The organism is Kitasatospora sp. LaBMicrA B282 (assembly GCF_050325825.1).
Classification (GTDB): Bacteria; Actinomycetota; Actinomycetes; order Streptomycetales; family Streptomycetaceae; genus Kitasatospora.
Map to the genome: position 1 here is coordinate 1 of NZ_JBNQTI010000139.1, position 12,117 is coordinate 12,117.

Here is a 12,117-nt window from a genome sequence, read left to right on the forward strand (position 1 = left end):
CGGGCCGGACGGTGGGCTGCTGGGCGGCCCCTCGTCCGGGCCGCCGGCCGGCACCGTCGGCGGCCCGGCGGCACCCGACCCCGCGCCACCCGACTCCGCAGCACCCGACCCGGCGGCGCCGGAACCCGAGGCGCCCGATCCGGCGGCACCCGACCCCTGGGCCAGCGGCCCCGAGGGCGGTCCGGACGGCTCCGCCGAGGGCGGCCCCGACGGCGCGCCGGACCCACCGGCGGCCGGCTCGGTCGGTCGGTCTGGCGGGTTCTCAGCACTGCTCACGGGCCATTCTCTGCGCGCCCGCCGCACCCCCCGCAACCGCTGCTGCGGTGAACGGCGCACCCCGCACCGACCCCCGCCCGGCCCCTCACGCCTCCCGGAACACCGCCGCCGCCCACCCGGGCGGCCGCCGCACCGGCCCCACCTCCACCGCGCCCGCCGCGTCCCCCTCCCCCGCCCGGCGCAGCGCCCGCACGAACTCGGCGCAGTCCGCCCAGCGCTGCTCCGGCTGCTTGGCCAGCGCCCGCGCCAGTACCGCGTCCACCTGCGGGCCGATCCCGGCCGGCGGCGCCGGTTCGTGCAGTTGCGCCCAGAGCAGCGCCATGTCGTCCTCCCGGCGGAACGGCGGGTGGCCGGTCAGCGCCTCGTACACCACGCAGCCCAGCCCGTAGACGTCGCACCGCCCGTCCACCGGCTTGCCCTCGATCTGCTCGGGGGCGACGTAGTCCAGGGTGCCGACGAACTTGCCGACCGTGGTGAACCCGGTGAGCGAGAGCGACTTCTTGGTCAGGCCGAAATCGGTCAGGTAGAGGTGCTCGGGGTGGTCGCTGTCGGTGCCCTCGGCGACCAGGATGTTGCCCGGTTTGACGTCGCGGTGCACCAGGTCGTGGGCGTGCGCGGCGTCGAGCGCGGAGGCCACCTGGGCGAACAGCCGCACCGCCCGGGCCACCGGCAGCGGGCCCTCCCGGTCCAGCAGGGCCCGCAGGTCCCGGCCGCGGACGTAGCGCATCGCGATGAAGAGCACGCCGTCGGCCTCGCCGGCCGCGAAGACCGGCACGATGTGCGGGTGGTCGATCGAGGCGGCGATCCGCGACTCGTGCTCGAAGCGCTTGCGGAACACCTCGTTCCGCGCGAGTTCGGGGGCCAGCACCTTGACCGCGACGGTCCGCCCGAGCCGCAGGTCCGCCGCGCGGTAGACCACCGCCATACCGCCGCGCCCGACCTCGCGCTCCAGCCGGTAGCCGGCGAGCTGTCGGCCGACCAGGTCGCCGGGGACGGTGGACATCGCGGCGTCCCGTCACCCGTCCTGCGGCGGGGCGGCGGCGTAACCGCGCAGCCGGGTGCCGTCGCAGTAGTACCAGCGCTGCTCGACGGGGTCGAGCAGCCAGGCGTCGGTGCCGTCGACCACCGCGCCGATCCGCAGCCCGGCGGCCCGCTCCCGGAACTCCGTCACGGTGAGCCGGCCGGCCGCCGCCTCGTCCACCAGGGCCCGGTAGTCGCCCAGCGCCCGCTCCAACCGGGCCAGCAGCGGGCGCGGGTCCTCACCGGCGCGCAGCGCGGCACCGCCCGGCGGGTGCGGCAGGCTGACCAGCAGCCGGCCGTCCAGCCAGGTGGTCCAGCCGTTGGCGCAGACCACCCGGGCCCAGTCACCACGGGTCTCGGTGAGCCGCACCGGCAGCAGCGGGTCCAGCCGGGCGGCGGGGCGGGCCGGGTCCGGCGCGGCCCAGCTGGGCAGGCCACCGGGCGGCACCACGTGGGTCGGCTCGAACGGCGGACCGGCGGCGGGCGCGGCCACCGGGTCGGCGGTCACCGCCGCCTCACCGCCGCATCACCGTCGGCTCGTGCCGGCGCAGCAGCCGGGCCACCAGCAGCCCGTAGAGCAGGCTGAGCACCAGCAGCATCCCCAGGTCCAGCGCCCAGGCCCCGGCCGTGTGCCGGAACAGCGGGTCGGCGGTCAGCGTGCCCGGCACCAGGGTGCGCAGGTCGACGGTGGCGGCCATGGCGGCCAGCGCCCAGCGGGAGGGCACCAGCCAGGACAACTGCTCGAGCCCCGGCACGCCGTGCAGGCGCAGCAGCGCGCCGCAGAAGACCACCTGCACGATGGCCAGCAGCACCAGCAGCGGCATGGTCACCTCCTCCTTGCGGACCAGGGCGGAGACGAGCAGGCCGAGCATCATCGCGGTGAACGAGAGCAGCGCCACCGCCAGCGTGAGTTCGAGCAGCGACGGCAGCAGCACCCCGCCGCCGGCGCCCCGCGGCCGCAGCCGGACCCCGGCCAGGCCGACCATGGTGAGCACCACCGCCTGGACCACCGTGACCGTGCCGAGCACCACCACCTTGGAGCAGAGGTAGGCCGAGCGGGACAGCCCGACCGCCCGCTCGCGCTGGTAGATCGCCCGCTCCTTGACCAGTTCGCGCACCGCGTTGGCCGCGCCGGTGAGCACCCCGCCGACGCAGAGCAGCAGCAGCGCGTTGAGCGCGCTGTTCTGGGTGAGGGCGCTGCCGGCCAGCGCGTGGGTCATCGCGCCCATCACGAAGGGCAGCGCGATCATGATCGCCAGGAAGGTCCGGTCGGCGGCCAGCGCGGTGGCGTAGCGGCGGACCAGGGTGCCGAGTTGGCGGTGCCAGCGCTGCGGAGCGGGCGGGCGGTGCGGGGGCGGTGCCGGGGTGCGGGCTTGGGCTTTGTGCTGGGCTTGGTCTTGGTGCTGGGCTTGGGCTTGGCGCTGGTCCTGGGCTTGGTGCAGATAGCGGCGGCAGAGCGGGGAGGCGCGGTACTGGCCGGCCCAGTCGCGGTCGGGGTCGGCCTCGAACGCCTCGAAGGCGTCCGGCCACTGGTCGAACCCCAGGTAGCCCAGGGTCTCGCCGGGCGGGCCGAAGTACGCGGTGCGGCCGCCCGGGGCGAGCAGCAGCAGCCGGTCGCACAGGTCCAGGCTGAGCACGCTGTGGGTGACCACGATGACGGTGCGGCCGTCGTCGGCGAGCGCGCGCAGCATGTGCATCACCGAGCGGTCCATGCCCGGGTCCAGGCCGGAGGTGGGCTCGTCCAGGAAGAGCAGCGAGGGCTTGGTGAGCAGTTCGAGGGCCACGCTGACCCGCTTGCGCTGACCGCCGGAGAGGCTGGAGATCACCAGGTCGGCGCGCTGCTCCAGGCCGAGTTCGGCCAGCACCTCGGCGACCCGCCCGGCCCGCTCGCCCGGCGCGGTGTCGCCCGGGAAGCGCAGCTCGGCGGCGTAGCCGAGGGCGCGGCGGACGGTGAGCTGGGTGTGCAGGATGTCGTCCTGCGGGACCAGGCCGATCCGGTGGCGCAACTCGGCGTAGTCCCGGTAGAGGTCGCGGCCGTCGTAGCGGACGGTCCCCTGGTCGGCCGGCCGCAGGCCGGTCAGCGCGCCGAGCAGGGTGGACTTGCCGGACCCGCTCGGCCCCGCCACCGCGAGCAGGCAGCGCTCCCCGACCGGAAAGCTGATGCCGTCCAGCAGGGTGCGGCCGTCGCCGGTGCGCACCCACAGGTCCTGCACCGCCAGGCTGACCTCGCCGGTGTCGACGAACTCCTGCAGCTCGCCGTCGACCAGGCAGAACACCGAGTGCCCGATGCCCACCAGGTCGCTCGGGCCGAGCACCGCCCGGCCCACCGGTTGCCCGTTCAGGAAGGTGCCGTTGTGGCTGCCCAGGTCGACGAGCTCGAACCGGCCGTCGGGGAGCGGGCTCAGTTCGGCGTGCCGGCGGGAGACCTCCAGGTCGGGCACCACCAGGTCGTTGTCGAGGGCGCGGCCGATCCGCACGGTGGCGGCGCGCAGCGGGTGCACGCTGGTGGGCGGACGGTAGGAGCCGGTGATCGCGGTGAGCGCGCTGGGGCGCGGGACGGCGGGCGCCGGGGCGGGTGCGGGGGCGACCGGGCGCGGGGCTGGGGAGAGTGCCACCCGCGGGCCGTCGCCCGGACTGCCGAAGCGGACCACGCCGCCGGTGCTGATGTCGAGGTGGCCGATCCGCCGGCCGGCCACGTAGGTGCCGTTGGTGCTGTGCAGGTCGTCCAGGATCCAGTGGGTGCCGTCGGCGTGCAGGACGGCGTGGTGCCAGGAGACCCGGGGATCGCTGAGCGGGATCTCGCTGACCGGGTCCCGGCCGACCCGGTAGGAGCGGCTCGGGCTGAGGAGCTGCGAGTCGCCGGCGGTCTCCAGGACCAGCTGCGGCGCGGTGGGCGCGACCTGTCGCTCTCCCATAGGACTGACCATAGTCCGGCGGGTCGACGCGAGCGATCGGGAGTGGACGCGTCGGCGGTGGAGGTCAGTCCCGGGGTGGGGCGAGCGGCAGGCGGAAGCGGACCTTGAAGCCGCCGGCCGGGAGCGGGCCCGTGTGCAGCTCGCCGCCGTGGAGGGCGACCCGTTCGCGGATGCCGATCAGCCCGAGGCCTTGGGTGTGCGGCTCCTGCGGTCGGGTCGGGCCGGCGCCGAGGATGGTGACGGTGACGGAGAGCCGGTCCGGCTCGTAGTGCACGGCGAGCACCGCCGCGGCGCCGCCGCCGTGCCGGTGCACGTTGGCCAGCGCCTCCTGGACGATCCGGTAGGCGGACAGGTCGACGCCCACGGGCAGCGGCCGCCGCTCCCCCCGTCACCCGGACCTCGGTGCGCAGGCCGGCCGCCGCCAGTTGCTCCACCAGCTCGCCGAGCCCGGCCAGCCCGGGCGGCGGCTGCAGCGCCTCACCGGGCGGCTCGGGCAGTGGCCCGGCCGGCGGGCGCAGGAGCCGGAGCAGTGCGCGCACCTCGTCCAGGGTTTCCCGGCTGGTCCGGGCGACGGTGCGCAGCGCCCCGCGGGCGGTGTGCGGGTCCCGGTCGAAGACGTAGTCGGCCAGCCCCGCCTGCACCGACAGGACCGCGAGCTGGTGGACGACCACGTCGTGCACCTCGCGGGCGACCGGCAGCCGGACCGCGGTCACCGCGTGCTCCGCGCCGCTCTGCCGTGCGGCGGCCAGTTGCCGGGCGAGCTCGGCCAGTTGACGGTCGCGGTGGGCGAGGCGGCGGTCCCGACCGGCCAGCCAACCGACGGCCACCGGGACGGCCACGGCCTGGGCGAGCACGGTCGGCAGCGCCCCGGCACCCGTAACCGGGCGGGGCAGCCGGGAGCGGGGGCGCGGCGGCGGCGTGGCAGCGGGCGGATGGCAGGTGACAGTGACCAGGCGGCAGATGGCGGATGACAGATAACAGAATCTGAAATCTGTTATCTGTCATCCGTTGACGCACCCCAGAGGGTGACAGCGCGGCGAATGGCCGTCACTTCTCGTGATAGCTTCGTCACAGAGTGCGCATCAGGCTCGCGCTCCCATCCCTGCACCACTGCCAAACCCCGCCGGCACCTCCAGCCCTGCTGGCATCACCGACGCCACCAGGACCGATGAGGGCCGATGCCACGGATCTCCACCAACCGGCCGCTACTCCGCCAGCCGGGCAGTGCCGTCGGGGCCACCGGTCCGCTCGCCGGGGTGCGGTTGGTCGCGACCGGCGAAGGTCCGGCGGTGCGGTTGGCGGTCCGTCAACTCTGGTCGTTGGGCTGCCAGCTGGGGCCGCCCGGGACTCCGGACTGTGACCAGGTCGGGCAGTTGGCCCTCGGCAGCATCGGTTGCACGATCGACTGGGCCGGTCCGGTCGCGCTCCCGCTGCGCAGCGAGGCCGAGGTGCAGGCGGCCTGCGGGATCGCCGAGGTGCACGGCCGGCGGTACGGCGGGCCGCAGCCGCTCGGCATCGACTACGCGGGCGCGGTGGCCGGGGTGTTAGCCGTGCAGGGTCTGCTGGCCGCCCGGTTCGCCGCGCTGCACGGTTCACCGGTGCGCACGGTGCGGACGTCGGTGGCGCAGGCCGCGCTGTTGACGGTCGGCCGGCACCTGGCGGCGGCCACCGCCGACACCCCGGCCGGACCCACCGGCCCCACCACGTCCCCCGAACCCACCGATCCCCCGGAGCCCACCGAAGCCACCGAACCCACCGCCGCCGCACCACCGTTCACCAGCCGGGACGGGGTCCGGTTCGAGATCGAGGCGCGCACGGCCGACCAGTGGCTGGCGTTCTGGAGCGGGCTCGACGTCCCCGGCCCGGTGATCGATCGCGGCTGGCCGGCCTTCCGGCTGCGCTCCGCCACCGCCCGCTGCCCACTGCCCGCCGAACTGGCCACCGCCACGGCGGCCGTGCCCTACCAGGAGCTGACCATCACCGCCGCGGCCGCCGGGGTGTCGATCGTCCCGCTGCGGGCCGCCGGGCCGCGCGGCTACCCGGCACCGCCCTGGCGGATCGCGCAGGCCGGCACCCGACAGTCGGCGTACCAGGTTCCGTTCATCCCGGGCCAGGTCGGTCCGGGCCAGGTCGGTCCCGGCCAGGTCGTCCCGGGCCAGGCCGGTCCGGCGCGCGGGGCGACGTCCACCACCCGCACGCCAGGCCGCCCACCAACGCCCGCGCTGCCGCTGACCGGGGTGCGGGTGGTCGAGCTGACCGAGCGGGTCCGGGGTCAGCTGGCCGGTCACCTGCTCGGGCTGCTGGGCGCCGAGGTGTTCCGGCTCGAACCGCTCGGCGGCGACCGAGCCCGCGCGGTGCCGCCCCTGGTGGGTGGGGTGTCGGCGCGGTTCCGCACGGTGAACCGCGGCAAGCAGGCAGTCGAGGCCGACCCGCGCTCGACCGCCGGCCACCGGCGGATCCGCGAACTGGTCGGCACCGCCGACGTCTTCCTGCACGACCTGCCCCCGGGCCGGGCCGCCGAGCTCGGTCTGGGCGCCGGCCCACTGCTCGCCGACCGCCCCGGCCTGGTGCACGCCTGGGCCTCCGGCTGGGGTGAACTCTTCGGTCTCGCAGCGCCGTTCGGCAGCGACGGCCTGGTCCAGGCGCACAGCGGTCTGGCCGCGCTGGTCACCCCGCCCGGCTTGCCGCCCACCCCCTCGCTGCTCACCGTCGCCGAGGTGTTCTGCGGCCTGATCAGCGCCGAGGCGGTGCTCGCCGGCCTGCTGGCCCGGGCCGTCACCGGCTTCGGCCAGCGGGTCGAGTCCTCGCTCTGGTCGGCCGCCGTGACCCTGCTGGACTTCGCCTCACCAGCACTGCCCACACCACCCACACCGCTCGGCCGCGGTGCCGGCGGCCACAACAGCGGCAGCAGCAGCGGTGCCCCGGGGCGGCAGGGCGGTGGACGCGCGGTCAACCACGGCCGGGCCGCGACGGTCGGCGAGGTGGCGGATGACCCGCGGTTCGCCCCGGCCCTGGAGCGCGACGGCTGCGTCCTGCCGCGCGCACCCTGGGAGTTCGGCTGAGCAGCCGGTGATCACCGGGCGCCCGTCGGCGCTCACCCGGCGCTCACCTGCTGCTCACCCGGCCGTCCCCGGCTCCGCCCGCACCGCCGGCTCCGTCATCCGCTGCCGTCCGATCACCCGCAGCAGCTCCAGGCGCCCCGCCGACTCGGTGCCCGGGCGGGCGGTGAGCACCACCAGCACCTGCCCCTCCCCCGCCCCGGCCAGCACCTCGCAGTCCAGCTCGATCGCGCCGACCTCCGGGTGCAGGAAGGTCTTCCGGTCCGCCCGGCGCACCGCGACGTCGTGCCGCGCCCACACCTCGCGGAACTCCGCGCTGCACTCCTGCAGCCGCTCGACCAGCTCGCGCACCTCCGGGTCGGTCGGCCTGGCCGCGTGCAGCGCGCGCAGCTGGGCGACGTGCGAGCGGCCGAGGTGCTCGTGGTCGGCGGCCGGGAAGAGCGAGCGGCAGGCGGGAACGGCGTACCAGCGCCAGATCAGGTTGCGTTCGCGGGGCGGCAGCGCCTCGACGTCGCCGGACAGGGCGGCGGCCATCGCGTTCTGCGCCAGGACGTCGCCGAGTTCGGAGATGACCTGGGCGGGGGTGTCGTACAGCCGGTCCAGGATCAGCTGCAGGCCGGGGCGCACGTGGGTCAGCCGGCGGGCGCCGCGCGGCGGTTCGTGGCCGGCCAGGTGGAAGAGGTGGTCGCGCTCGTCCTCGGTCAGCCTCAGCGCACGGGCCAGCGCGGCGAGCAGCGCGGGCGAGGGCTGCGGGCCGCGGGCCTGTTCGAGCCTGGCGTAGTAGTCGACCGACAGTCCGGCCAGGTTGGCCACCTCCTCGCGGCGCAGCCCCGGGGTGCGCCGCCGGGCGCCCGGCGGCAGCCCGACGTCGGTGGGGGTGAGCCGGGCCCGGCTGCGGCTGAGGAAGTCGGCGAGTTCCGGTCGGTTGATCATGCCTCCAGGATGGACGGCCGGGCCGACCGGATCCAGGGACTGCCAGTCCCTGGTTGGCCGGTCCGCTGCTCGACGGGTCTCTCCCGGGCGGCCGCCACCGGCAGCAGAGTGGTCGGCGAGCCCGGCGGATCCGGCCGGGGCGAGCGGAGGAGAGCCCGATGACGAACATCCTGCTGACCGGTGCGACGGGACAGGTCGGCCGGCGGCTGCTGCCGCGACTGGTGCAGTGGGCGGACGGTGGGGCGGTGCGGGTCCTGGTGCGGGACGCGGCAGCACTCGCCGACGCGGCCCGCGCCGGCGTCGAGGTGCTGACCGGGGACCTGCGCAACCCCGAGGACCGGGCGCGCGCGGTGGCCGGGGTCGACACCGTGATCAACTCGGCTGCGGCGTTCCGCGGGGTGCCGGCGGCGGAGATGACCGCGGTCAACCGGGACGCGGCCGTGGCCCTCGGCGAGCAGGCCGCCGCGGCGGGCGCGCGCCGGTTCGTGCAGCTCAGCACCAATCTGGTCTACCCCGACGGGCTCGGCCGGCCGGCCGAGGAGAGCGATCCGGCCGCTCCGAGCGAGGCCTTCGGCCCCTACCCGGCCACCAAGGCCGCGGCCGAGCACGGCCTGCGGGAGCTGTCCGCGGTGCGGGCCGGTGAGTTGGAGCTGACCGTGCTGCGCCTGGCCTTCGTCTACGGGGAGGGCGACAGCCACCTCCGGGACTTCGCGCCCCGGCTGGCCGACTGGGCGGCCCACCGGCGGCTCCCGATGGTGCACCACGCGGACATCGCCCAGGCGGTCCGGCGGGCGCTGTCCACGCCCGCCGCGGCCGGGCGGACCTACAACGTGGCCGACGACGCGCCGGTCACCGCGTACCAGATCCGCGAACTGCTCGGCCTCGTGCAGTCGACCGAGGCGTCGGACGCCGGGGACCCGTGGAGCGGGCAGGCGGGCACCGCGCGGATCCGGGCCGAGCTGGGGTGGCGGCCGCTCTACCCGTCGGTGTGGACGGCGTTGGACGCCGGGGCGCTCTGACCGACCCCGCGGACTGACATCCCATCATGTGACCCGGCGACACTAGATCACCCGTTCGGTCGATATCGGACGGCCGAACGATTTGCCAGGCTGGTCACCCGCACCCCGGAACCGGAGGTGATCCCGTGGTCGAGTCCGTCGAGCCCGCCGTGGGCGTCCCGAGCGGCGCCCTGCCCCGTCCCGCCGCGCCCGCCTCGCCCGCCTCGCCTGCCGGCCAGGCGGCGCCCGGTGCCGTCCTGACGGTCGATCAGCTGCTGGCGCGGATGCGTACGCTCGCGCCGGGCTTCCCACCGGGCGACGGCGTGGGCGTCTTCCACCGGATGTACCTGACCGTCACCGAGCTGATCGCCGCCGAGCTCGGCACCGGGTACTTCGCCGATCCGGCCGCACTCGCCGTGCTCGACGCGCTCTTCGCCGGCCGCTACCTCGCCGCGGTCGACGCGGACGCCGCCGGTCGACCCCCGGCGCTCTGCTGGCGCCCGCTCTTCGAGCTGCGCCGGCACCCCGGCGTGCACCCGTTGCAGGACGCCCTGTCGGGGATGAACACGCACATCGAGCACGACCTCCCGCTGGCCGTGCTGGACACCGCCGCCCGGCTCGGGCGCGATCCGCTCTCCTTCGAGGGCGACTACCAGCGGATCAACGACCTGCTGGCCCGGGTGGAGGCGCAGGTCCGGGAGGAGCTGCTGCCCGAGCCGCCCCCGCTGCGGGTCGCCGAACCGCTGCTGCACGTGCTCGGGGTGTGGAGCATCGACCGGGCCCGGCAGGCCGCCTGGGCCACCGTGCTGGCGCTGCGCGGTCTGCGGGCGGAGCCGCTCGCCTACCGGGCGGTGGTCGCCGCGCTGGACGCCTCGGTCGCCAGGGTCAGCCGCGCCCTGCTCACCCCCGTCGGGGCCTGACCCGGGCGGGCGACGGGCGGGCGACACGCGGGGGTCTGAACCGGGCAGGGCGGCGCAAGGGTGGTGGCAAGGGGCACCACCATCGACCGCGAGGGTCCGGGGCGCGGAAACGGGCAGGTCGGCAAGGGTTCCGGTCGGAGACCGCGAGGGTCCGGCACGGCCCGACCTTCAGCTGACCTTAAATCACCCCCGGTTCTCCACACCGCTCTTGACGCACCGCATTGGTCTCTACCAATGTGGGGGTGCCGCGGCACGCCCCCCACTGTCCAGCCGGCGTGCCCTGTGCGCCGCCCCACGCCGAGGAGGCCCGCCCATGAGGCGTGTCACCCTGCCCACCGTCATAGCCACCGGGCTACTGGCCGGTGTCGTCCTGCCCCTTTCGCTCCCGGTGGCCGCCCAGGCCACCACCACCGGCCTGGTCGCCACCATGACCGAGCCGCAGAGCTGGCAGAGCGGCTTCGAGGCCGACTACACGGTCACCAACAGCACCATCAACACCGTCAACTCCTGGACGCTGAGCTTCGACCTGCCCGCCGGCGAGAGCGTCAGCAGCTCCTGGAACGGCACCCTGACCAGCAGCGCCACCAGCACCGGCAGCCACGTCACGATCACCTCGCCGAGCTGGGCCACCCCGCTCGCCCCCGGCGCCAGCGCCCCGGTGGTCGGGATGGACATCAGCACCACCGGCACCCAGGTGGCGCCCGCCAACTGCCTGATCAACAACCTGCCCTGCAACGGCGTCCCGGTCAGCAGCACCCCGCCCACCGTGCCGACCGGCCTGGCCGTCTCCGGCACCGGCCCGGACACCGTCTCGCTCTCCTGGAACGCCTCCACCGACTCCACCGGGGTGTCCGGCTACCACGTCTACGAGGGCAGCACCGTGGTCGCCACCACCACGACGACCTCGGCCACCGTCACCGGCCTGCTGGCCGGCAGCAGCCACACCTTCACCGTCGACGCCTTCGACGCGGCCGGCAACGAGTCGGCCCAGTCCACCGCGGTGACCGGCGTGGCCGGCAGCGGCAGCACGCCCGGTGTGGCCGCGCCCTTCGTCGACCTCGGCGCCTTCCCCACGCCCAACCTGCAGCAGATCGCCGCCACCACCGGGCTCAAGCAGTTCTCGCTGGGCTTCATCGTCAACGGCACCACCCCGTGCACCGCCAGCTGGTTCAACGCCTACGACCCCGCGAGCGGCTGGGACAAGGCCGACCTCGACGCCTTCCGGGCCACCGGCGGTGACATCCGCCCGTCCTTCGGCGGCGCCAACGGCACCGAACTGGCCCAGTCCTGCACCGACGTGCCCAGCCTGACCGCCCAGTACCAGAAGGTCGTCGACACCTACGGGCTGGACCGGATCGACTTCGACATCGAGGGCTCCGCGGTCTCCGACCACGCCTCCATCGACCGCCGGTCCGCCGCGATCGCCGCCGTCCAGGCCGCCCAGCGGGCCAAGGGCCGCGACCTGAAGGTCACCCTGACTCTGCCGGTGCTGCCCAGCGGCCTGACCACCGACGGCGTCTACGTCCTGCAGTCGGCCAAGGCCGCCGGGGTGAACGTGGACGCGGTCAACGTGATGGCGATGGACTTCGGCGACACCGAGGCCCCCAACCCGTCCGGCCAGATGGGCGCCTACGCGATCCAGGCGGCCCAGTCCACCCGCGCCCAGATCGCCCAGGTCTGGCCGAACCTGACCACCACGCAGAGCTGGGCGATGGTCGGCGTCACCCCGATGCTGGGCCAGAACGACAACGCCGACGAGGTGTTCGGCCTGAACGACGCCCAGCAGCTGCTCAGCTTCGCCCAGCAGAACCACCTCGGCGAACTCTCCTTCTGGGAGGTCACCCGCGACGGCAACGCCTGCACCGGTGCGCTCTTCAAGTGCACCAACATCCCGCAGACGCCGTACCAGTTCTCCAAGCTCTGGGCCGGGTACGCGGGCTGAGGTCCCGTTCCGGCACGTGCGTCGGCCCCCGGTTCCGCAACGGAACCGGGGGCC

General features: G+C 75.3%; 9 protein-coding genes and 1 pseudogene. 4 read left to right on the top strand and 6 right to left on the bottom strand.

Annotation, left to right across the window (positions count from 1 at the left end; genetic code table 11):
* Positions 1-361: 361 nt before the first annotated feature.
* The 5 genes and pseudogenes from ACQRUO_RS29475 to ACQRUO_RS29495 form a co-directional block, all read right to left on the bottom strand.
* On the bottom strand, positions 362-1,279 hold the full coding sequence (locus tag ACQRUO_RS29475) for a serine/threonine-protein kinase (protein WP_428319146.1): 918 nt from the start codon (positions 1,277-1,279) through the stop codon (positions 362-364).
* 12 nt (positions 1,280-1,291) lie between these two features.
* Positions 1,292-1,804, bottom strand: a complete 513-nt coding sequence (locus ACQRUO_RS29480) for a hypothetical protein (protein ID WP_428319147.1) — start codon at positions 1,802-1,804, stop codon at positions 1,292-1,294.
* 7 nt (positions 1,805-1,811) lie between these two features.
* Positions 1,812-4,211 (bottom strand): FHA domain-containing protein, encoded by a 2,400-nt coding sequence (locus tag ACQRUO_RS29485; protein ID WP_428319148.1) that lies wholly within the window; start codon positions 4,209-4,211, stop codon positions 1,812-1,814.
* Positions 4,212-4,275: 64 nt separating this feature from the next.
* Positions 4,276-4,575 carry an ATP-binding protein gene (locus ACQRUO_RS29490; RefSeq protein ID WP_428319149.1) on the bottom strand — a complete coding sequence of 100 codons (300 nt, stop codon included), beginning with the start codon at positions 4,573-4,575 and terminating at the stop codon, positions 4,276-4,278.
* Positions 4,576-4,774: 199 nt separating this feature from the next.
* Positions 4,775-5,065 (bottom strand): annotated as a pseudogene (locus ACQRUO_RS29495) (histidine kinase); the annotation flags it as partial.
* Between the two features lie 324 nt (positions 5,066-5,389).
* Between ACQRUO_RS29495 and ACQRUO_RS29500 the strand changes: the two are divergent.
* Positions 5,390-7,273 (top strand): CoA transferase, encoded by a 1,884-nt coding sequence (locus ACQRUO_RS29500; RefSeq protein WP_428319150.1) that lies wholly within the window; start codon positions 5,390-5,392, stop codon positions 7,271-7,273.
* A 54-nt stretch (positions 7,274-7,327) separates the two neighbouring features.
* Here ACQRUO_RS29500 and ACQRUO_RS29505 read toward each other — a convergent pair whose 3' ends face one another.
* Entirely contained in the window at positions 7,328-8,200 is an 873-nt protein-coding gene (locus ACQRUO_RS29505; RefSeq protein WP_428319167.1) for a helix-turn-helix transcriptional regulator, read from the bottom strand.
* 161 nt (positions 8,201-8,361) lie between these two features.
* Between ACQRUO_RS29505 and ACQRUO_RS29510 the strand changes: the two genes are divergently transcribed.
* From ACQRUO_RS29510 to ACQRUO_RS29520, 3 genes are all read left to right on the top strand, one after another.
* Positions 8,362-9,222 carry an NAD-dependent epimerase/dehydratase family protein gene (locus tag ACQRUO_RS29510; protein WP_428319151.1) on the top strand — a complete coding sequence of 287 codons (861 nt, stop codon included), beginning with the start codon at positions 8,362-8,364 and terminating at the stop codon, positions 9,220-9,222.
* Between the two features lie 125 nt (positions 9,223-9,347).
* Positions 9,348-10,121 (top strand): DUF5995 family protein, encoded by a 774-nt coding sequence (locus ACQRUO_RS29515; protein WP_428319152.1) that lies wholly within the window; start codon positions 9,348-9,350, stop codon positions 10,119-10,121.
* A 313-nt stretch (positions 10,122-10,434) separates the two neighbouring features.
* Positions 10,435-12,063: a cellulose binding domain-containing protein gene (locus ACQRUO_RS29520; RefSeq protein WP_428319153.1), complete on the top strand. Its 1,629-nt coding sequence runs from the start codon at positions 10,435-10,437 to the stop codon at positions 12,061-12,063.
* Positions 12,064-12,117: the final 54 nt, after the last annotated feature.